General features: G+C 60.3%; 20 protein-coding genes and 1 pseudogene. 5 read left to right on the forward strand and 16 right to left on the reverse strand.

Annotated elements, in window-relative coordinates:
- Positions 1-225: 225 nt before the first annotated feature.
- From NWV16_RS20365 to NWV16_RS20405, 9 genes are all read right to left on the reverse strand, one after another.
- Positions 226-831: an START domain-containing protein gene (locus NWV16_RS20365; protein WP_085710898.1), complete on the reverse strand. Its 606-nt coding sequence runs from the start codon at positions 829-831 to the stop codon at positions 226-228.
- Positions 832-872: 41 nt separating this feature from the next.
- Positions 873-1127 carry a YkgJ family cysteine cluster protein gene (locus NWV16_RS20370; protein ID WP_260520521.1) on the reverse strand — a complete coding sequence of 85 codons (255 nt, stop codon included), beginning with the start codon at positions 1125-1127 and terminating at the stop codon, positions 873-875.
- A 165-nt stretch (positions 1128-1292) separates the two neighbouring features.
- Positions 1293-1772 carry a translation initiation factor 2 gene (locus tag NWV16_RS20375; protein WP_260520522.1) on the reverse strand — a complete coding sequence of 160 codons (480 nt, stop codon included), beginning with the start codon at positions 1770-1772 and terminating at the stop codon, positions 1293-1295.
- A 78-nt stretch (positions 1773-1850) separates the two neighbouring features.
- The gene (locus NWV16_RS20380) at positions 1851-3290 is read right to left on the reverse strand and encodes a PLP-dependent aminotransferase family protein (protein ID WP_065257194.1); all 1440 of its coding nucleotides are present in this window, start codon (positions 3288-3290) and stop codon (positions 1851-1853) included.
- Between the two features lie 201 nt (positions 3291-3491).
- Complete coding sequence (locus NWV16_RS20385; protein WP_065257195.1) at positions 3492-4304, reverse strand: OmpA family protein; 813 nt, start codon at positions 4302-4304, stop codon at positions 3492-3494.
- Positions 4301-4630: a DUF4398 domain-containing protein gene (locus tag NWV16_RS20390; RefSeq protein ID WP_409519392.1), complete on the reverse strand. Its 330-nt coding sequence runs from the start codon at positions 4628-4630 to the stop codon at positions 4301-4303. Before NWV16_RS20390 ends, NWV16_RS20385 begins: the two co-directional genes overlap by 4 nt.
- A gap of 36 nt (positions 4631-4666) precedes the next feature.
- Positions 4667-5503, reverse strand: a complete 837-nt coding sequence (locus NWV16_RS20395) for an ABC transporter substrate-binding protein (RefSeq protein ID WP_260520524.1) — start codon at positions 5501-5503, stop codon at positions 4667-4669.
- Between the two features lie 80 nt (positions 5504-5583).
- Positions 5584-6513 (reverse strand): electron transfer flavoprotein subunit alpha/FixB family protein, encoded by a 930-nt coding sequence (locus NWV16_RS20400; protein WP_260520525.1) that lies wholly within the window; start codon positions 6511-6513, stop codon positions 5584-5586.
- Between the two features lie 2 nt (positions 6514-6515).
- Entirely contained in the window at positions 6516-7265 is a 750-nt protein-coding gene (locus NWV16_RS20405) for an electron transfer flavoprotein subunit beta/FixA family protein (protein ID WP_065257198.1), read from the reverse strand.
- A gap of 525 nt (positions 7266-7790) precedes the next feature.
- Between NWV16_RS20405 and NWV16_RS20410 the strand changes: the two genes are divergently transcribed.
- Positions 7791-9455 (forward strand): electron transfer flavoprotein-ubiquinone oxidoreductase, encoded by a 1665-nt coding sequence (locus tag NWV16_RS20410; RefSeq protein ID WP_065257199.1) that lies wholly within the window; start codon positions 7791-7793, stop codon positions 9453-9455.
- Positions 9456-9511: 56 nt separating this feature from the next.
- On the opposite strand, the gene NWV16_RS20415 is transcribed toward NWV16_RS20410, so the two are convergent.
- On the reverse strand, positions 9512-10402 hold the full coding sequence (locus tag NWV16_RS20415; protein WP_074688074.1) for an AraC family transcriptional regulator: 891 nt from the start codon (positions 10400-10402) through the stop codon (positions 9512-9514).
- Between the two features lie 190 nt (positions 10403-10592).
- Here NWV16_RS20415 and NWV16_RS20420 point away from each other — a divergent pair, with 190 nt between their 5' ends.
- Entirely contained in the window at positions 10593-11645 is a 1053-nt protein-coding gene (locus NWV16_RS20420; protein ID WP_260520526.1) for an NAD(P)-dependent alcohol dehydrogenase, read from the forward strand.
- Between the two features lie 4 nt (positions 11646-11649).
- Here the strand turns inward: NWV16_RS20420 and NWV16_RS20425 are convergent, their stop codons facing one another.
- The 6 genes from NWV16_RS20425 to NWV16_RS20450 all read right to left on the reverse strand — a co-directional run bounded on the left by NWV16_RS20425 (position 11650) and on the right by NWV16_RS20450 (position 17473).
- Positions 11650-12459: an IclR family transcriptional regulator gene (locus tag NWV16_RS20425; protein WP_065257202.1), complete on the reverse strand. Its 810-nt coding sequence runs from the start codon at positions 12457-12459 to the stop codon at positions 11650-11652.
- A gap of 60 nt (positions 12460-12519) precedes the next feature.
- Positions 12520-13830: an MFS transporter gene (locus NWV16_RS20430; protein WP_260520527.1), complete on the reverse strand. Its 1311-nt coding sequence runs from the start codon at positions 13828-13830 to the stop codon at positions 12520-12522.
- A 180-nt stretch (positions 13831-14010) separates the two neighbouring features.
- Positions 14011-15159 (reverse strand): galactonate dehydratase, encoded by a 1149-nt coding sequence (gene dgoD / locus NWV16_RS20435; RefSeq protein ID WP_007950849.1) that lies wholly within the window; start codon positions 15157-15159, stop codon positions 14011-14013.
- A 48-nt stretch (positions 15160-15207) separates the two neighbouring features.
- Positions 15208-15828: a 2-dehydro-3-deoxy-6-phosphogalactonate aldolase gene (locus NWV16_RS20440; RefSeq protein WP_260520528.1), complete on the reverse strand. Its 621-nt coding sequence runs from the start codon at positions 15826-15828 to the stop codon at positions 15208-15210.
- A 19-nt stretch (positions 15829-15847) separates the two neighbouring features.
- Positions 15848-16837 (reverse strand): 2-dehydro-3-deoxygalactonokinase, encoded by a 990-nt coding sequence (locus NWV16_RS20445; RefSeq protein WP_260520529.1) that lies wholly within the window; start codon positions 16835-16837, stop codon positions 15848-15850.
- 153 nt (positions 16838-16990) lie between these two features.
- Positions 16991-17473, reverse strand: coding sequence for a GNAT family N-acetyltransferase (locus tag NWV16_RS20450; protein WP_039770630.1), 483 nt, complete (start codon positions 17471-17473; stop codon positions 16991-16993).
- Positions 17474-17585: 112 nt separating this feature from the next.
- Here NWV16_RS20450 and NWV16_RS20455 point away from each other — a divergent pair.
- From NWV16_RS20455 to NWV16_RS20465, 3 genes and pseudogenes are all read left to right on the forward strand, one after another.
- Positions 17586-18238, forward strand: a pseudogene (locus NWV16_RS20455) (HD domain-containing protein).
- Between the two features lie 111 nt (positions 18239-18349).
- Positions 18350-19546: an MFS transporter gene (locus NWV16_RS20460; protein WP_260520530.1), complete on the forward strand. Its 1197-nt coding sequence runs from the start codon at positions 18350-18352 to the stop codon at positions 19544-19546.
- Between the two features lie 82 nt (positions 19547-19628).
- A complete protein-coding gene (locus tag NWV16_RS20465) occupies positions 19629-19967 on the forward strand; it encodes a hypothetical protein (protein ID WP_260520531.1) in 339 nt (112 codons plus the stop codon).
- Positions 19968-19982: the final 15 nt, after the last annotated feature.

Below are 19982 nucleotides of genomic sequence, written 5' to 3' on the forward strand. Positions count from 1 at the left end.
CGGTGCGCAAATGTTGCACGATCACCGGCGGCATTGCCATTGATTACTGCCCCGCTGCCGTACTCTTTCATTAAAGGCACGGCATTCCCGGACAGATATAAATTGCGCGGGCGAATTGTCTTGAAGACTTTGTGAAAATTTCGTTCAACGCATATCCGGAAACACAATATCGCTACAAAACAAAACGCCCCGAGTTCTTCGGGGCGTTTGCAGAGCACGCGGCGCTTACTTCTCGGCGCGTTCTTTCAGGGCTTTCAAGGTGTTGAACGGTGCATCGACCACGAACTTGTTGGCGATCATCGATGGAACGCTACCGCCCGGCTCGGTGTGGACCTGATAGGTCACTTCAACCTGATCGCCTTTTGGCACGAACTTCCAGAAGCCTTTGACCTGAGCTACACGCACAAAGCCTTTTTCTTCCGGCAGGTATTTCGGCACGCCTTCCAGATTGCGGGTCAGGCTGCCATCGGCGCCTTCAACGGTGGTGACATGCAGAATCGAATCGCGCGGGGTCACCGGCCATGGCGTATTGAACTGGGTGTAAGTCCAGCTCTGGTCACCTTCGTGCTTGAGCAATTTCTGGGTCTTGCATTCGTGAATCCAGGCACAGGCACCGGACACGTCTTCTTGCAGTGCGCGCAGTTTGGCGACGGTGGTTTTCATCAAGGTCACGCCTTGATACGACTTGTAATCCGAGCCCGGCACCTCGCTCAGGGAAACCTTGATGCCATCTTCGTTCTTGGCCACTTTCCAGTCTTCCGCCTGCGCTGCCGAAGTAGCCAGCACGGCAGTCAAACCACACAACACAGCGATACGATGCAGCGAACCCATAGTCTTATTCCTTATTGTTGAAGTTCCGTACGTTTGACACATCACGCCGCGGTCATCTGCTCCCACCAGCCAATCAGCCTGATCGCCTCTTCCTGGCTGCTTCCGCAGACTTCGACATCCGCCTGGAATCCGGAGCAGACTGCGGGACGTTCCGGCTGGCCGAAAATGCTGCACAGGTTTTCGACCGAGAGCTGAACGCAACGTTCACCGGCGGGTTTGCCCTCGGGCATGCCCGGAATCGGCGAACTGATCGAAGGGGCAATGCAACAGGCACCACAGCCTTCACGGCATTTCATGACAACGAATTCCTCGCGACGGGCAATGTGTCAAAGGGACGCGGACAGGGTAACCGCTAAAACGGTTGTTTCAAATTCCCTTGACCGGGGTTTTTACGCAGAAACGAAAGTGACTGACCAGTCTCCGACAAAGCGTCTGGTCTGGGGGTCACGCCCGGATTGAATTTACTGCTTGAATTCGAAGTCCAGCGCGGCGCCTTCGACGTCTCGACGTTCATCGTTACGCAGCTGCAACTGCATTTCGTTGCTCAGCAGTCGACCGTTAAGCTGAAACCCGCTGCTCTTTTCACCGAACATCTGCGGAAGAATCGCATCATGCCGAGGCAATGGCACCGCGCCCGCAGGTTTCAATTGCTGGACCATTTCCCGGGGCAGGCTGAGGTCGAGTCTGGCCGGTGGCAACGGCTTCTTCGCCACTTCACTGGCCGATTTCGACTTGGAAGCGATTGGAGCACGGTTCTTCGCCGGGGCGGCTTTCTTTGCCTGCTTATCTTTCGCAGGCACCGCTTTCTTGCTGGACACCGGCTTTTTCACCGTGGATGTGGCTGTCGGTTTTTCCGAAACGGCAGCGGCCATGGCAGCGGGCGCCTGTCCGATCATCAACAGACCCAGCAAAACCCAGGCGGCAGGAAAAATCGCTTTCATGGAACCTACGACACAAGCGGCAGAGGGCCATATGCTCGCCTGTTGAACGCCTCATGACAAGCGCTCCACGCCGTCCCTTCAGAAACCGCCGGCCATTTCCTGACACAGTTGAGTCGCCAGCAGACCGAGCGTCATCAGCGCCCGTTCCGCCTCGCGATTCCACGGAGTGCCGCAGTTCAGGCGAATACAGTGGTTGAACTGCTCGGTATTACTGAAGATCAGACCCGGCGCGATGCTGATGCCCTGCTGCAACGCGCGGACATGCAACTCCTGGGTGTTGACCCGTCCCGGCAGACTCACCCACAGGATGAAACCGCCCGTGGGCCGGGTCATTTGCGTGCCTTCAGGGAAGTACTGCTGCACCGCCAGCTGGAACGCGCTGAGGTTTTTTCGATATTCCTGGCGTATGTACCGTAAATGCCGGTCATAACCGCCATTTTCCAGATAAGCGGCAATCGCCATTTGCGTGACACTGCAGGCCGAATGCGTGGTGAAGGTCTGCAGACGCTGTATCTCCTGCTGATATTTACCTGCAATCATCCAGCCGACGCGCACACCCGGCGACAATGTCTTGGAGAAGCTCGAACAGTAAATGACCCGATCCAGCCGGTCATAGGCCTTGAGCGCTTTGGTGCGTCCCTGCTCGAACATCAGCTCGCCATAGATGTCGTCTTCGACGATCTGGATATCGAAATCCGATGCGAGACGCAGCAACTGTTTCTGTCGGTCTTCAGGCATGGTGCCGCCCAGCGGATTGCTCAGCCGGGTCGTCAACACCAGGGCTTTGATCGACCACTGATTGGCCGCCAGTTGAAGAGCTTCCAGGCTCATGCCGGTGGCCGGGTCGCTGGGGATTTCGATGACTTTCAGGCCCAGCAGGTCGGCCAGTTGCAAGAGGCCGTAATAAGTCGGCGATTCGGCGGCGATCAGGTCGCCCGGGCGCGTCAGCACCCGCAATGACATCTGCAGGGCATCGACACAACCGTGGGTGATCACCACTTCCGACGGATCGACCACAACCCCGGCGTCGCGCATGCGGATCGCCACTTGTCGGCGCAATGGCTCGAAGCCGGGACTGAACATGTAGCTGAAAGCGCGCGGGCTATGGAATCGGGTGACCTTGGCCAATTGCTGATGCAGCGCACGCACCGGCAAGTAATCGACGCTCGGTACAGCTGCGCCCAGCGGGAACACGCCTTCGCGACGCGACTCGACCAACACCTGCTGGATGATGCTGGCGCGGGTAACCAGGCCTGGCCGTTCGACCCGGGCAATGTCCGGGGTCGGTGCGGTCAGCGCCGGTGTCTGGTGCACGTAATAACCGGACTGCGGCCGCGCACGGATCAGCCCCTGATCTTCAAGATTGGCGTAAGCCTGCAACACCGTCGCATGGCTGACATTGAGCTGCGAACTCATCTTGCGTACCGAGGGTACGCGCTCGCCGGGTTGATAGACACCACGTCGGATGTCTTCGGCCAGCTGTTGAGCAATACGTTGGTAGAGCAAGAGATTGGTCATGACGCAGCACTCGATTTCACGGGCGTTTTATTCTTGTGTGAAACAATACCGGAACAGTTTTGAAGTGTACTGGGACAGTTGCCATATTAGTCAACCATACAGTGCAGTGTCGGTTAAATCTGTACTGCTTTGTGAGGCAATCGACAGACGTAAAAAAGCCCGGCGCTGCAGGACAGCCCGGGCTTTCCAGTAACGCCAGCCTCAGCGGGCGGCGCCGAGCTGGCCTTTTTCGTCGGAGAAGACGATTTCAACCCGACGGTTCTGCGCGCGCCCACGCTCGGAAGCGTTGGCGTCCACCGGGTACTCGTCGCCATAGCCTTCGACCTGAATGCGTTTTTCGTCGATGCCCAGATCTGTCAGCACGTCGGCCACCGATTGTGCGCGATCACGGGACAGCTTGAGGTTTTCCTGCTTGCCGCCGGTACTATCGGTGTAGCCCTCGATACGCACCACGCGTTTTGGATTGAGTTGCAGGAACTGGACGATCTTCAGGACCACGCGATTGGCCGAGTTCTTCAGTTCGGCTTCACCGGTATCGAACAGCACGTCACCCAACGTCATCACCAGACCGCGATCCGTCTGGGTGGTCGCCAGTGCAACGATCTGCTCCTCGAGCCACTTGCCCTGCTGCTGCACACTCAACAGCTTGGATTCGCGAAGTGCCAGTTGCAGGCGTTGGCGCTCGAGCTCCAGTTTCGCGGCGCGCTCCTCGTTGAGCACCAGATTGGTGTGTTCCCGGGCGATCTGACTGTAACGCTGGCTCAGGTAGGAATAATGCACCACGTCCGCACCGCTTCCCCAGTACGAGGAAAGCCGATCGGCACGAGCCAGGGACTCACCGGCCCGAATCACGTCTTTCGGTGCGATTCGCAGCACATTGGAGTCTTCCTTGACCTTCTGAAAGTCAGCACTGGCCTCCTGCAAGGCGCCCTCGCTGTGTTGACCTGCACAGCCAAAGAGGCTGGTGCAACCGACGAGTACCAGTGCGCCGAACATGTTGGACGTCAGACTCATTGGGCATCCCCCAGTTGCTTGCGCAGACGGATGATGCGGGCATTGAGCACGTTCAGTTGCTCCTCGCTTTTCTGTGTCAGCACCTTGGCTTCGGCCAGACGGGCATCCAGCTCGGCCTGTTCGGCGCGCACCCGCGCATTCTTGTAGGATTCGCCGGCCATGCTGCCCTTGGCCCGATTGAACTTGTCTTCGGCCAGTTTCATTTCCGGCACTTCGTCAGCAGTGGCGCCGACAGCCTTGGCTTGTTCAAGCGCTCGCTCGGTCAAACGCATTTGTTCATGGGGTGCCGGATCACTGGCGCAACCGGCCAGAGCCAGGACGGCCAGGGCCGCGAAAGGAAGTTTGTTACTCACTGAGAATCCCTACTGTTTTGGGGCACTGACAGGTTGTTGCGGCGCCTGTTGCTGCTGCGCCTTCCAGCGCTCGATATTGCGTTGCAGCGTGGTTTCCGTCAGGCCGGACGCGGGCAATTCTGTCATCTTTTTGGCCAGCTGTCCGCGCAACCAGGGATCGTTGCAGGCGGAGTTGTGAGAAATCGCCAGGAACAGACCTGGCCGGTCAATCGGCTGTTCAAAGGCCAGCAGATCACTGGCCATACCCAATGCCTGGGCGGCTGCCATCCCCGAGTAACGTCCGGCGAGTACATATTCCACCTCGCCCAACAGAAGTTTCTGAAATGCCTGGGTCAGGTTTGCCGTACGTACGAGAGTCAATTGCTGCTCGGCGAAAGTGCTGAATGCCGACGTCATTCGAGACTTTTCCGACAGGCCTCCGGTATGTCCATGCAAGTCTTTGGCTTCGCTGTAGACGAGTGTCGACCCTTTACGGGTCCACACCAGATAATCATTTTCCAGCAGTGGTGGATGGATATAGTCGAAATTTTCCAGCTCGCTGACATTCAGGGGGGCGTCGGCCAGCATGTCCATGCGCCCACTGCGAACCTCATCGAGGGCCTGTGAGCGTTTGCCGGCATAAAGCAGTTCCACCTTGATGCCCAGGTCCTTGGCCACTTGCTGCAGCAGGTCAGCGCTGGCACCGATCAACTGTTTGGGATTCTGCGGATCCTGCCAGAGATACGGCGGTGCATCCGGGCTGCCGGTGACGACCAGCCGCTCGCACTTGCCCGCCGCTACCGACAAGCCTGGCAGCAATGCCAGTCCCAACCATAACGAGAAGCCCAACCGGCGATGCAGATCCATGGCGACACGCTCCCACTCAAATCCGAAACAAAAAAAAGCCCGACCAAAAGGCCGGGCTCTTTATAAGTGAAGCTGCCGGATTAGACCAGCTTCTCCAGCTCAGGTACGGCTTCGAACAGATCCGCCACCAGGCCGTAGTCCGCCACCTGGAAGATCGGCGCCTCTTCGTCCTTGTTGATCGCAACGATCACTTTGGAGTCTTTCATGCCGGCCAGGTGCTGGATCGCGCCGGAGATACCGACAGCGATGTAGAGTTGTGGCGCAACGATCTTGCCGGTCTGACCGACCTGCATGTCGTTCGGTACGAAACCTGCGTCGACCGCGGCGCGGGAAGCACCGACGGCGGCGCCCAGCTTGTCGGCCAGCGCATACAGGTGTTTGAAGTTGTCACCGTTCTGCATGCCGCGGCCGCCGGAAACGACGATCTTGGCAGCGGTCAGCTCAGGACGATCGGACTTGGCCAGTTCTTCGTTGACGAAGCTGGAAATGCCGGAGTCGTGAGCGGCGGCAACCGATTCAACGGCAGCCGAACCACCTTCTGCTGCAACCGGATCGAAACCGGTGGCACGTACGGTGATCACTTTGATCGCAGCGGTCGATTGCACGGTAGCGATGGCGTTACCGGCGTAGATCGGACGCTTGAAGGTGTCGGCGCTTTCTACCGAGATGATTTCGGAGATCTGGTCAACGTCCAGCTGAGCGGCAACGCGCGGCAGAATGTTTTTGCCGTTGGAAGTGGCGGCAGCCAGGATGTGGCTGTAGCCCTTGCCCAGTTCGGCCGCCAGCGGAGCAACGTTTTCCGGCAGCTGATGCGCGTAGGCAGCATTGTCAGCGTTCAGGACCTTGCTCACGCCAGCGATTTTCGCAGCGGCTTCAGCCACGGCACCAGCGCCCTGGCCGGCAACCAGAACGTGGATGTCGCCACCGATTTTGGCGGCGGCAGCCACGGTGTTCAGGGTGGCCGGGGCCAGCACCTTGTTGTCGTGTTCGGCGATTACCAAGATAGTCATGTTCAGATTACCTTCGCTTCGTTTTTCAGTTTCTCGACCAGTTCAGCCACCGACTTGACCTTGATGCCCGCGCTGCGTGCCGCTGGCGCTTCGACTTTCAGGGTCTTGTTGGTGGAGGCGGTGGAAACGCCCAAAGCGTCCGGAGTCAGCGTCTCGAGAGGCTTCTTCTTGGCTTTCATGATGTTTGGCAGGGACGCATAGCGCGGCTCGTTCAAACGCAGGTCGGTGGTGACGATGGCCGGCAGCTTCAGGGAAACGGTCTGCGCACCGCCGTCGATTTCGCGGGTCACGGCAACGCTGTCGCCGGAGACTTCGACTTTCGAGGCGAACGTGCCCTGGCCGTAGCCGCTCAGTGCTGCGAGCATCTGGCCGGTCTGGTTGTTGTCGCTGTCGATGGCCTGTTTGCCCAGGATCACCAGCTGAGGCTGTTCCTTGTCGACCACGGCCTTGAGCAGCTTGGCCACGGCCAGGGAAGTCAATTCTTCAGCGGATTCGACGAGGATGGCGCGGTCGGCACCCAGAGCCAGCGCAGTACGCAGTTGCTCCTGAGCGGTGGACGGGCCGATGGAGACGACGACGATCTCGCTCGCAACGCCTTTCTCTTTCAGGCGTACGGCTTCTTCCACTGCGATTTCGCAGAAAGGGTTCATCGACATCTTGACGTTGGCGAGGTCTACGCCGGAATTGTCCGCCTTGACGCGAACCTTGACGTTGTAATCCACAACGCGTTTGACAGCTACAAGAACCTTCATGGATTCCTCGTTACTCTCCGGTGAAAAGAAAGTCGCCTAGGCGAACCTGGCGGTTGATGCTCATCGGGCACAAGGGCACCTCCAAAAACGCCGGCCGAGCGGGGTGACCGTTCGTCAGTCGTGACTGACAAGTCATGCCGCTTCGCGGTGTGTAAACTGCGCGCCGAACCTGCGCTGCGCATCACCGGATACCGCCTTCGCCCTGTCTTTAGAGGTGCTCTTGAAACCACCATTCAGCCTACGGCGAGCGCAAAACCGACCGTATCTTGACCGGAACGCCCATTCTGGTCAATACGCCAAAATGCCCTGTCATAAGCCGCGCTTCTTTGATTTCTCTGGGCTAGAGCCAATTCAAACAAACGTTTGTATTGGACGCTAAGAGTGGTGTAGATATAATGCGCCGCCTAGAGAGAAAGGTGGTTTGCCCATTATTACCCTTGACGTTAACGTAAAGGCAATAACGGATACGACACCGAACCTCCAAATTAGAAAAAAAACTGTTGAGCCTTGAGTAGGAGATAGCCTGTGGAACGCGAATACATGGAATTCGACGTGGTCATCGTCGGTGCCGGCCCCGCTGGCCTGTCCGCCGCCTGCCGTCTGAAGCAGAAGGCCGCCGAAGCCGGTAAGGAAATCAGCGTCTGCGTGGTCGAAAAAGGCTCCGAAGTCGGCGCGCACATCCTGTCCGGTGCCGTATTCGAACCACGGGCCCTGAACGAACTGTTCCCGGACTGGAAAGAACTCGGCGCGCCGCTGAACACGCCCGTCACCCGCGATGACATTTTCGTGCTGAAAAACGCCGAAAGCGCGCAGAAGATTCCTGACTTCTTTGTGCCCAAGACCATGCACAACGAAGGCAACTACATTATTTCCCTCGGTAACCTGTGCCGCTGGCTGGCCCAGCAGGCCGAGAATCTGGGCGTGGAAATCTACCCGGGCTTCGCCGCTCAGGAAGCGCTGATCGATGAAAACGGCATCGTGCGCGGGATCATCACCGGCGACCTCGGTGTCGACCGCGAGGGCAACCCGAAGGAAGGCCTGTACACCCCTGGCATGGAACTGCGTGGCAAATACACGCTGTTCGCCGAGGGCTGCCGTGGCCACATCGGCAAGCAACTGATCAAGCGCTACAACCTCGACAGCGATGCCGACGCCCAACACTATGGCATCGGCCTGAAAGAAATCTGGGAAATCGACCCGGCCAAACACCAGCCAGGCCTGGTGGTGCACACCGCCGGTTGGCCGCTGGACATCATGGGCACCGAGAACACCGGCGGCTCGTTCCTCTATCACCTGGAAAACAACCAGGTTGTCGTCGGCCTGATCGTCGATCTGTCCTACAGCAACACTTACCTGTCGCCATTCGACGAATTCCAGCGCCTCAAGCATCATCCGGTGCTCAAGCAGTACCTGGAAGGCGGCAAGCGCGTCAGCTACGGTGCACGCGCCATCTGCAAGGGCGGCCTGAACTCGCTGCCGAAAATGGTGTTCAAGGGCGGCGCGCTGATCGGTTGCGACCTCGGCACCCTGAACTTCGCCAAGATCAAGGGCAGCCACACCGCGATGAAGTCCGGCATGCTCGCCGCCGAATCCGTGGCCGATGCGCTGTTCGCCGACAAGGACGGCACCGAAGAGCTGACCACCTACGTCGACGCCTTCAAGAAGAGCTGGCTCTACGAAGAACTGTTCGCCAGCCGCAACTTCGGCCCGGCGATCCACAAGTTCGGCGCCATCGTCGGCGGCGGCTTCAACTGGCTGGACCAGAACATCTTCGGCGGCAAACTGCCGTTCACCCTGCACGACACCAAGCCGGACTACGCCTGCCTCAAGCTCGCGGCCGACTGCAAGAAGATCGACTATCCGAAACCCGACGGCAAGATCAGCTTCGACAAGCTGAGCTCGGTGTTCATCTCCGGTACCAACCACGAAGAAGAACAGCCGTGCCACCTGAAACTGACCGACCCGAGCATCCCGCTGAGCCGCAACCTGCCGATGTACGACGAACCGGCGCAGCGCTACTGCCCGGCCGGCGTGTATGAAGTGATCACCCAGGAAGACGGCGAGAAACGCTTCCAGATCAACGCCCAGAACTGCGTGCACTGCAAGACCTGTGACATCAAGGACCCTTCGCAGAACATCACCTGGGTGACGCCGGAAGGCGCCGGCGGCCCGACCTATCCAAACATGTAAGTCGATCCGCTGAACATCAAGGCTCCCTGTATGGGGGCCTTTTTGTTGCCTGCGGATCAGGCCGCGCGCTCATCCCCCGGACTGCGCTCGAAATAGCGTTTGTACTCACGGCTGAACTGCGATGTGCTTTGATACCCCACTCGATGCGCCACCTGCGCCACCCCAAGCCCCTCGGCAATCAGCAGCGTCTGCGCTTTCAACAAGCGCAATCGCTTCAGGTACTGCACCGGCGACAGCAACGTGCTGCGTTTGAAGTGCTCGTGAAAGGTTGAAACGCTCATGTTCGCGCACCCGGCCAGCGTCTCGACGTTCAACGGCTCGGTGTAGTGCGCATGCAGATGACTGATCGACGCTGCCACCCGCGCAAACTGCCCCTGCTGTTCGACCAACGCCCGCAGCACATCAGCCTGGGGACCGCGCAACGCCACGAACAATAACTCTCGAACACGCGCCGGTCCGAGAATCTGGCACTCCAGCGGATCATGCAGACAACGCAACAAGCGTTCGACGCAACCGCGCATGTCATCGTCGAGTACCACCGACGTCATCGACTCCGGTGTCTGGGCCGGAATATGGCGTCCCGGCGCCAGCCCCATGGCCAGTACCAGCTCCCCGAGCAGTACCCGGTCGATCGCTACCGACACCCCGAGCAACGGTGCGTCCGGCAAAGCATAGGTTTCGCATTCGAATGGCACCGGCAGCGCCTGGATCAGGTAATGCCCCGCGCCGTATTCCATGGTGCGTGGCCCCAGGTACGCCAGTTTGCTGCCCTGGGCGATGATCATCAGGCTCGGTTCGTAAATGTGCGGGCCACGGGCGACGTCGCAACTGGCGCGCAGCACCTGCACGCCCGGCAGCCCGGTCTGGCTGTAACCATCGCGCAGCGCCAGCGGTTCGATCAGCGAAACCAGGGTGGCGTTGGCATCAAGATGACGGGTCAATTGCATCGGCTGGCTCTACAGAAAAAAACGCGGAAAAAGGGACAAAAACATCATCGCAGATCCTTCTGCCAATGCGGCCGATCCACCCCGCATGCCGGAGGATTAGGCATGACACCCGGAGGATTCGCCATGGCCGGACCAGCGGACGGCGCCCAGAATGCGCCGCCTCATTTGTCACTGTTTTGCGAGGTTGCTCATGTACACCGCCATCGGTTATGCCGCTCAAACGGCCACCACTCCCCTCGCCCCGATGAGGTTCGAACGCCGCAGCCCTCGGGTCGACGACGTCGCCATCGACATTCTGTACTGCGGTGTCTGCCATTCCGACATCCACCAGGCCCGCAACGAATGGGGCATCGCCGTATACCCGTTGATGCCCGGTCACGAGATCGTCGGAAAAGTCACCGCCGTCGGTGCGAATGTCACCAAGCACAAAGTAGGCGACCTGGTGGGTGTCGGCTGCATGGTCGACTCCTGCCGCACCTGCGAAGCCTGCCAGTCGAACCTGGAGCAATACTGCCTCGAAGGCCCGACCATGACCTATGCCACGCCGGACCGGGTCGACGGCAGCAACACCATGGGCGGCTATTCGGACAGCATCGTGGTCAGCGAACACTTCGTGGTGCGCATCCCCGAGAAACTGGAACCGGCGACTGCCGCGCCGATTCTCTGCGCGGGCATCACCACTTACTCGCCGCTCAAGCACTACGGCGTGAAGGCCGGCGACAAGGTCGGGATTCTCGGCATGGGCGGCCTCGGCCACATGGGCATCAAGTTCGCCAAAGCCATGGGCGCCGAAGTGACGCTGTTCACCCGCTCGGCAAGCAAGGCCGAGGAAGGTCGTCGCCAGGGCGCCGATCATGTGATCGTCTCCACCGACGAAGAGCAGATGAAAGCTGCGGCCGGTCGCTTCGATTTCCTGCTGGACACCATTCCGGTGCAGCACGATCTCAACCCCTACCTCGACACCCTGCGCTTCGACGGCGTGCACATTCTGGTGGGCCTGATCGAACCGATCGATCCGCCGGTCCACGCCGCCAGACTGGTGCTGGGTCGCCGGGTGCTGGCCGGTTCGTTGATCGGCGGCGTCGCCGAAACCCAGGAAGTGCTGGATTTCTGCGCCGAGCACAACATCCGCTGCGACATCGAAATGCTCGATATCCGCCAGATCAACGAAGCCTACGCCCGCATGATCGCCGGTGACGTGAAGTATCGCTTTGTGATCGATATGGCGACCCTGAAGCTCTAAACCTTCAAACCTGCACTTTTAAACCAAGTTCTGCCGAGAGCCGGGCCGTGACCCCTTTGATCAGGGGAATCAGCTCGGCCATCTTCTCCAGCGGCATGTACGGCACGGTGCTGGCGATGCTGATCGCTGCGACGATGCGCTTGCTCGCGTCGCGGATCGGTGCCGCCACGCAGCGGATCGACGGCTCGTTGTCTTCCAGATCGAATGCATAGCCACCGGCCACGTATTCCACCATCCGCTGTTCGAGCTGCTCCCACGACTGCTGGGGATGCTGCGGCCAGAACTGACTTTTCCCGCCCGCCGGCAGACTGATGTCGTACAGACGCTGCCAATCCTGCGGCGCGTCATCGAGCATCAGGGCCTTGCCGATTCCGGTCCGCGCCAGCGGCATGCGGTGGCCGACCCGCGAGCGCATTTCCGGGCCGTTGCGCCCCGGGTTCTTCAACAGATAAAGCACTTCGTCGCCTTCGCGGATCCCCAGGTGAACGGTGTCACCGGTCAACGCTGACAACTCGTCCAGATACGGCCCGGCCAATGTCGCCAGCGGCAACTCTTCACGCGCCTGGAAACCCAGTTCGATCAGTTTCGGCCCCAGCAGATAACCGACTTGCGGCACCACACGCAGGTAGCGCTCATCCACCAGACAACTGGCCAGACGATGGGTGGTGCTGCGCGTGGTGCCGATCAGGCGGGCAATCTCTTTGAGATCGCGGGCGCCACTGGCGACGGCCTGCACCACCCCCAGCCCGCGAAGCAGTGTCTGGGTGCCGGTCGGCGCGGCGTCCTTGGCATTTTTCGGGGCGTCTTCCTGCATATCCAGCCTTTAGCGTTGAGCGAGGGAACGGGCGGCATTATGGTCGCCCGACAGGGACGACTACAACTCGATGCGCTCGACCTTGCCCACCAGCAACACATAGGACAAGGCTCCGATCAGGGCCAGAATCGCGATGTAGGTAATGGCCGGTGCGAACGAATCGCCACTGGCCAGAAAGCCGATGACAATCGGCGTGGCAATCGCCGACAGGTTGCCGATGAAGTTGAACACTCCGCCGGTCAAGCCCAGCAACCGCGCCGGTGCCAGGGTCGAGACCAGTGACCAGGTAATCGACGCCAGACCGTTGCCGAAGAACGCCAGGGCCAGGAAAGCAATCACCAGCGGTGTCGACTCGACGAAGTTGGCGCCGATGATCGAGGTGGAAATCAGCAACCCGCCAATGATCGGCAACTTGCGCGCAAAACCGACGGTGCAGCCACGACGGATGAGTAAGTCGGAAAAGAACCCGGAGCACAGCACGCCGATGAACGCGGCGAGAAACGGCAGCGATGCCAGCAGGCCGGACTTGATGAAGTCCATGCCGCGATATTTCACCAGGTAAGTCGGGAACCACGTCAGGAAAAACCACAGCGTCGAGTTCAGGCAGAACTGGCCGAGATAGATCCCCCACAACTTGCGCTTGCTGAGGACGATGCCGAGATCGGTCCAGCTGAATGTCGCCTTTACTTTGGCGGTTTCGACGGCGATATCCACCAGCCCGCCGCCCTCACGGATCAGGTCGATTTCGCCTTCGTTGGCACCTTTGAAATCCCGTGGCTCGCGATACACCGCGTACCAGATCGCCGCCCAGACAATGCCCACCGCACCGGTCACGACAAACACCATGTGCCAGCCAAATTCATGTTGCAGCCACGCCAGCACCGGGGTCAGGAACGCCAGCCCGACAAACTGCCCGGAGGTGTAGAAACCGATGGCCGTGGCCCGCTCACGCTCGGGGAACCAGGTGGTCACTACGCGGCTGTTGATCGGATATGCCGGCGCTTCCAGCGCACCGACCGCCATGCGCAGCACGAACAGCGCGATGAAACTGGCGGCGAAACCGAGCATCACCGTGGCCAGCGACCACAACAGCAGCGCGGCGCTGTAAAGGATGCGCGGCGGCACCCGGTCCACCAGCCAGCCGCCGGGGATCTGCATGGCGGCGTAGGTCCAGCCGAACGCGGAAAAGACCAGCCCGACGTGCACCGGGTCGATGCCCAGTTCAGTGGTAAGTGCCGGGGCGGCAATCGACAGGTTGCTGCGATCGAGATAGTTGATGACCACGGTGATGAACAGCAACACCATGATGAAAAACCGCTTGCGGCTGGGCGCGACTGACGTCGCTTGCCCGGTGAGGGTTTGCGGTTGCATGGGGAGCGCCTCTTCTTGTGTTTATTTGAGGTCATTGATGCAAATCTCCCATCCTGGAGATCAAACCGGTGGGAGCGAGCCTGCTCGCGAAAGTGCCGGATCAGTCACATTGAAGTCGGATGTGACATAGCATTCGCGAGCAGGCTCGCTCCCACGGGGGGATGCAGGTGGGTCAGCGACTCACCACTCGGCAAAACTGCCATCGGCATGCCGCCAGATCGGGTTGCGCCAGCGATGGCCGACCGCCGCACGTTCGATCACGTACTCCTCGTTGATCTCGATCCCCAGCCCCGGGCCGTTCGGGATCTTCACGAAGCCTTTGTCGTAGTCGAACACCCGTGGATCCTTCACATAATCGAGCAGGTCATTGCTCTCGTTGTAATGGATGCCCAGGCTCTGCTCCTGAATGAACGCGTTGTAACAAGCGGCGTCCAGTTGCAGACACGCCGCCAGCGCGATCGGCCCCAGCGGGCAATGCAGCGCCAGCGCCACGTCGTAGGCTTCGGCCATGTTGGCGATCTTGCGGGTCTCGGTGATGCCGCCGGCGTGGGACGCATCCGGCTGGATGATGTCGACGTAACCTTCGCTCAACACACGTTTGAAGTCCCACCGCGAAAACAGTCGCTCACCGAGGGCAATGGGTGTGCTGGTCAGCGGCGCCAATTCTTTCAGCGCTTCGTAGTTTTCGCTGAGCACCGGCTCTTCGATGAACATCAGTTTGTACGGATCAAGTTCCTTCATCAGCACCTTGGCCATGGGTTTGTGCACCCGGCCATGGAAGTCGACGCCGATGCCGACGTTCGGCCCGACCGCATCACGCACGGCGGCGACGTTGGCCAGCGCCAGATCGACTTTCTCGAAGGTATCGAGAAATTGCAGTTCTTCCGTGCCGTTCATTTTCACCGCGGTGAAACCACGGCCCACCGCCTCTTTCGCCGCCCGCGCGGTGTCCGCCGGACGGTCGCCGCCGATCCACGAATACACGCGGATCTTGTCGCGCACCTGACCACCAAGCAGATCGCTGACCGACACACCGAGGGCCTTGCCCTTGATGTCCCAAAGCGCCTGGTCGATGCCGGCCAGTGCGCTCATATGGATTGCGCCGCCCCGGTAGAAGCCGCCGCGGTACAGCACGGTCCAGATGTCTTCAATGTTGCGTGGGTCCTTGCCGATCAGGTAGTCGGACAATTCCTCAACCGCTGCGGCGACCGTATGGGCGCGGCCCTCGACCACGGGCTCGCCCCAACCGGTCACGCCCTCGTCGGTTTCGACCTTGAGGAAGCACCAGCGCGGCGGGACGATGAAGGTGGTGAGTTTGGTGATTTTCATCTGCTTGTCTCTCTTGTTGGATGCAGCGCACGCAGCGCCGGAAAAGTCTTAGCGAAGGGCTTTCCAGGCCGCCACATAGGCCCTGGCATTGGCCGCCACTTGCTCGGTCGTCATGCCCGGCTTGAACAGCCCGGAACCAAGACCGAAGCCTTTGACGCCGGCGTCGATGAACGCCTGCATGTTGTCCGGGGTGATGCCGCCGACGGGGGCCAGAATCGTCCCGGCGGGCAGCACCGCCAGCCAGGCTTTCACCACCGCCGGCCCCATCTGCTCGGCCGGGAACAGCTTGAGAATGTCCGCGCCCTCCTCCAGCGCTGCAAAGGCTTCGGTCGGTGTCGCAACGCCGGGCGACAGGTACAGCCCCGCCGCTTTCGCCGCGCGCAATACCTTCGCATCGCTGTGGGGCATGACGATCACCTGGCCGCCGGCCTCCTTCACCCGTTCGACCTGTTCCGGAGTCAGCACCGTACCGGCGCCGATCAGGCAATCGGCGGGCAGGGTCTTACGCAGGATGCGAATGCTTTCGTACGGCGCAGGGGAATTGAGCGGTACTTCGATGACGCGAAATCCGGTCGCGTACAGGATTTCTCCGACAGCAGCGGCTTCCCGCGGATGCAGGCCGCGCAGGATCGCGATCAGACCGTTTTGTGCCAGTGCTTGCTTGAGCATGTCAGGCCTCCAGTCAGGGTTAACGGGATGAGGAATCGATCAGTCCGGCGGCGAGGGCCAGTTGCCACAACCCACGCTCGGTGGCCTGTTCGGCCAGAGTCACCCGAGCGAAACCGCAGGCATCAAGGGCGCGGCTGTAGCGGGCGCACAACTGCGTGTTGCCGATGAGGATGATCGAAGGAAGAGGTGCGCTGTTGCGCCGGCGTCGTTGCACGGTGGCCAATGCTGTCAGTTCATGACCGATCAGCAGCCCGGACAGATAGTCCGGTTGTGCGGTGGCGCTGAGTTCACCGGTCAGGCCGAGGCTGCGGGCGCTGAACAATGTCGATAGCACGCCGATCTCGCCTTCCTCCGACAACGCTACCTGCACGCCGCGATCAAAGGCCTCGGCGTCGAACGTCGCGCTGTGCTGTTGGGTACGGCCAAGAATGCTGTGTTCGCTGAGCACGGCGAACACTTCGCCGGTCATGAAGGTGTCGAAGCGAGTGATGCAGCCGTCGGCCACTTCCACCCATTTCGAATGACTGCCCGGCAGGCCGATCAATAGATCATGGCCAGCCTCGGTCGGCAGGTTTTGCAGGACGCCGAGGACCTGGGTTTCTTCGCCGCGCATCACATTCGGCAACGTTGAGCGCTGAATCACACCCGGCACGATATGCACATCGACACCGCGAAGGCTGTGGACGGTCCGCAGGGATTTTCCGAGATCGGCCACGTTGGCCGGCGTATCGCGGTAGGTTGCTTCGCGCCAGCCCTGGGCGCTGCCGACCATGCCGCAGGCGATCACCGGCAATTGCGGTTGTGCGTCGAGCCAGTCACCGCACGCCTCATCGAATGCCAGTTCAAATCCATCGGCGCATTCACGACCGTTAAGGGGTCGCGGGGTCTTCGGCAACTGCATGATCCCGAACGACAGCGACCGCTGCGCCAGTACCTGTCCGCCCGTCCCGAGTTTGTAAGCACGCAGGGAGGTCGTCCCCCAATCGAGCGCGATCAATTGCGCCAGCATCGCTTCACCTGTTTTGTTATTGGCAGTGAGTGAGCCGGACTATAAACCTGGGCGCAGCAAAATCTCAATATATAAATATCATTCCCATATTATGGGATTAAGACAAAAAAATACTGCAGGCTGAAACAGCGTCTGCAGTATTGTCGGTGCGGCTCAATTGCCCTCGGCAAACTCCCGCAGCACCTTGCCATCCATGCGATACCTCACCCACTCTTCCTGCGGCTGGGCACCGAGGGATTTGTAGAATTCGATGGCCGGGGTGTTCCAGTCCAGAACGCTCCACTCGAAGCGGCCACAGTCGTTGGCGCAGGCGATTTTCGCGAGGTGGCGCAACAAGGTTTTGCCGGCGCCGCCGCCCCGTTGCTCCGGGGTGATGTAGAGGTCTTCGAGGTACAGGCAGTTGCTGCCCAGCCAGGTCGAATAACTGAAGAAGAACACCGCAAAGCCGATCGGCAGCCCATCACGCAGGCAGATCAGGCCGTGGGCGGTGGCGCCTTCGCTGAACAGGCTGCGCTCGATGTCGGCGACGCTGGCGATGACTTCGTGACGGGCCTTTTCGAAGTCTGCAAGTTCAGTGATGAACGCGAGGATTTGCGGCGCATCGCTGGGGGTCGCCGGGCGGATTTCGATCGTCATGGACGGGCCTTGTCGGAAAAAGGAAAACGCCATACTAAGGCGGCGCGCAGCGCTCGTCACATGGCAATCCACAGATTAGGCTAGTGCCGCCGGTCACTCGAAAGGACGCCCAATGGACAACATCGCTTTTTCACCCCTGCGGAACTCGCCGCCGAACTGCTGCCCCACGCGCTGGAGCCATCGGAGGACGGCGCCCATGACCTGTCGCACCTGCAGCGGGTCTGGCACAACGCACGCACCTTGCAGACTGAAGAAGGTGGCGACCTTGAGGTGCTGCTTGCAGCGGTGTTGCTGCACGATTGCGTGGCCGTGGAAAAGAACTCTCCCCTGCGTTCACAGGCATCGCGTCTGGCGGCGGAAAAGGCGTCAAAGGTGCTGGCAAGCCTGAACTGGCCAGAAGAGAAAGTCAGCGCCGTCACCCACGCCATCGAAGCCCACAGTTTTTCCGCCAACATCACACCGACAACCCTCGAAGCGCGGCTTATGCAGGACGCCGACCGTCTCGACTCCCTCGGGATGCTCGGCGTCGCCCGCACGTTCTACACCGCCGGACGCATGGGCAGCGCACTGTACGACCCACACGATCCCGAAGCCCGTGCAAGGGACTACGATGACAAGCGATTCTGCCTCGATCATTTCCAGACCAAACTGCTTCATCTGGCCGAGGGCTTCCAGACCGCTGCCGGCCAGCGTCTGGCGCAGATCCGCCATCAACGCCTGAAAGGCTTCATGGAGCAATTCAAGGAAGAGATCGGCGTCGTTTGAAAGCCTTACTCCGGTCAATCACGATCCTGAGATCACCAAGCTCAGACCTAAACCACGGGCCTGACGTGTTAGATAGATGACGCTCTATTTTTCCGGTCAAGGAACCGCGTCATGCCTCAAGCAACACCCCAGGTCCCGGGCAAACTGTTCGGCCTGTTCTGCCTCGCCAGTTACCTGTTGTCGCTGTCATACGGCGCGACGTTTCTGCTCTCGCTGCTGATCGGTTCGCGCGGCGGCAACGAGCACGATGCCGGCAGCGTAATCAGTGTGGCGATGCTCAGCACCTTCGTTGCGGTGCTGATGTCCGGGCACCTGTCCGACTGGCTGGGTGCGGCGCGTTCGATTGCATTGTTCGGGCTGTTGCTGATGGCGGCGAGCCTGGGATTTGCGATGACGCCGGGCTTCGGCCATCTGCTGCTGTTTTTCGGTTTGCTGCTGGGGCTGGGCTGGGGCGTGTTCTACACGCTGGGGCCGATCATTGTCGCCAGCCTGGTCAACCCGGCGCAGCGGGCGAAATACTTTGCGCTGCTGTCCGGCAGCATGATGACCGGGATCGGCAGCGGCCCGCTGCTCGGGCGCGCCGCCAGTGCACTGGGTTTGCCAGTGACGTCGGCGTTCTATCTGGCGGCTGCAGCGAGCCTGATCGGCGTGCTGTTGTTCTGGCGTCTCGGCGCCCGTCTGAAAAGTACACAAGCGGCGTCAGCGGCAAAAATCAGCTGGCAGGCGACAACGCGAGTGCTGGGTTCACGCGCGGTGTTTCCGATCATCATGGTCGGCCTCGGCGGGTGCGTGTTCGGCGGTCTGTCGAGTTTCCAGACCAGCTACGCCGCTGCCCGTTCGCTGGACTATTCACTGTTCTTCCTGGGCTTCATGAGCGCCGCCATCAGCAGCCGGATGTTGATCGCAGGCCACGTAGTCAAGCGTGATCCGCTGCGGGCGTCGTGTCTGTTATCGGGGTTGATGCTGGGTTCGATCGTGCTGTTCGCGTTCGGCGTGCAGAGCGGTTTCAGTTATCTGCTGGCGGCGGTGATGCTCGGTGTCGGATATGGCCTCACCTACTCCGTCATCAACGGACTGGCGGACAACGAAGCGCCGCCCGGCACGACATCGCAAGCGCTGCTGTTATTCAGCCTTTCGTACTTCATCGGGGTCTTCGGCTTCCCGCTGCTGGCCGGGAAAATCATCGTCGAGCACGGCATGGCGACCCTGTTGCTGACGGTGCTGGCCGTGGCGGTGCTGAACTGGTCGATCACCATCGGCCGCTTGTTCTGGCGTAAGATCTCGGCAGAACGCGCTCTGACGAACTGAACCGTTCGTCATTCGATCGGCACCTATGCCACGGGCGGGCAGACCAAGTTCAGGTAAGGATTCCAATCACTGGAGACATACCATGATCTCGTCAAGGTTGACCGCTTTCGTTTTTGCCACCCTGATCGGCCCCGTGGCGTTCGCTGCAACCGCCACCGGCACCGGTCCCACCGACCCTGTCACGCCGCCGCACGCCCCGGCGATCAACAGCGCGCCGGGAATGAACACCGATGGCTCGGGTGTTCCACTGATCAATCAGCCGCCGGCCACCGGAACCGATCCGCGCACCCAGGGCAATGATCCCGGTCGCCAGGGCGGTGTGAACACGCCGGATGCCCCGACCACTCCCGACAACTCCGGCTCCGGTATCGGTTCGAAAACCACGACAGGTGGTTCGGGCTCCGAGGGCACCGGTCAGTAATGATCAAGGAGAAAT

The organism is Pseudomonas sp. BW7P1, assembly GCF_024981055.1.
Taxonomy (GTDB): Bacteria; Pseudomonadota; Gammaproteobacteria; order Pseudomonadales; family Pseudomonadaceae; genus Aquipseudomonas; species Aquipseudomonas bananamidigenes.

Excerpts from the sequence above, each read along its gene's own strand:
- NWV16_RS20365 (WP_085710898.1), bottom strand. The coding sequence starts at position 831 with ATGGGTTCGCTGCATCGTATCGCTGTGTTGTGTGGTTTGACTGCCGTG.
- NWV16_RS20370 (WP_260520521.1), bottom strand. The coding sequence starts at position 1,127 with ATGAAATGCCGTGAAGGCTGTGGTGCCTGTTGCATTGCCCCTTCGATC.
- NWV16_RS20375 (WP_260520522.1), bottom strand. The coding sequence starts at position 1,772 with ATGAAAGCGATTTTTCCTGCCGCCTGGGTTTTGCTGGGTCTGTTGATG.
- NWV16_RS20380 (WP_065257194.1), bottom strand. The coding sequence starts at position 3,290 with ATGACCAATCTCTTGCTCTACCAACGTATTGCTCAACAGCTGGCCGAA.
- NWV16_RS20385 (WP_065257195.1), bottom strand. The coding sequence starts at position 4,304 with ATGAGTCTGACGTCCAACATGTTCGGCGCACTGGTACTCGTCGGTTGC.
- NWV16_RS20395 (WP_260520524.1), bottom strand. The coding sequence starts at position 5,503 with ATGGATCTGCATCGCCGGTTGGGCTTCTCGTTATGGTTGGGACTGGCA.
- NWV16_RS20400 (WP_260520525.1), bottom strand. The coding sequence starts at position 6,513 with ATGACTATCTTGGTAATCGCCGAACACGACAACAAGGTGCTGGCCCCG.
- NWV16_RS20405 (WP_065257198.1), bottom strand. The coding sequence starts at position 7,265 with ATGAAGGTTCTTGTAGCTGTCAAACGCGTTGTGGATTACAACGTCAAG.
- NWV16_RS20415 (WP_074688074.1), bottom strand. The coding sequence starts at position 10,402 with ATGCAATTGACCCGTCATCTTGATGCCAACGCCACCCTGGTTTCGCTG.
- NWV16_RS20420 (WP_260520526.1), top strand. The coding sequence starts at position 10,593 with ATGTACACCGCCATCGGTTATGCCGCTCAAACGGCCACCACTCCCCTC.
- NWV16_RS20425 (WP_065257202.1), bottom strand. The coding sequence starts at position 12,459 with ATGCAGGAAGACGCCCCGAAAAATGCCAAGGACGCCGCGCCGACCGGC.
- NWV16_RS20430 (WP_260520527.1), bottom strand. The coding sequence starts at position 13,830 with ATGCAACCGCAAACCCTCACCGGGCAAGCGACGTCAGTCGCGCCCAGC.
- dgoD (WP_007950849.1), bottom strand. The coding sequence starts at position 15,159 with ATGAAAATCACCAAACTCACCACCTTCATCGTCCCGCCGCGCTGGTGC.
- NWV16_RS20440 (WP_260520528.1), bottom strand. The coding sequence starts at position 15,828 with ATGCTCAAGCAAGCACTGGCACAAAACGGTCTGATCGCGATCCTGCGC.
- NWV16_RS20445 (WP_260520529.1), bottom strand. The coding sequence starts at position 16,837 with ATGCTGGCGCAATTGATCGCGCTCGATTGGGGGACGACCTCCCTGCGT.
- NWV16_RS20450 (WP_039770630.1), bottom strand. The coding sequence starts at position 17,473 with ATGACGATCGAAATCCGCCCGGCGACCCCCAGCGATGCGCCGCAAATC.
- NWV16_RS20460 (WP_260520530.1), top strand. The coding sequence starts at position 18,350 with ATGCCTCAAGCAACACCCCAGGTCCCGGGCAAACTGTTCGGCCTGTTC.
- NWV16_RS20465 (WP_260520531.1), top strand. The coding sequence starts at position 19,629 with ATGATCTCGTCAAGGTTGACCGCTTTCGTTTTTGCCACCCTGATCGGC.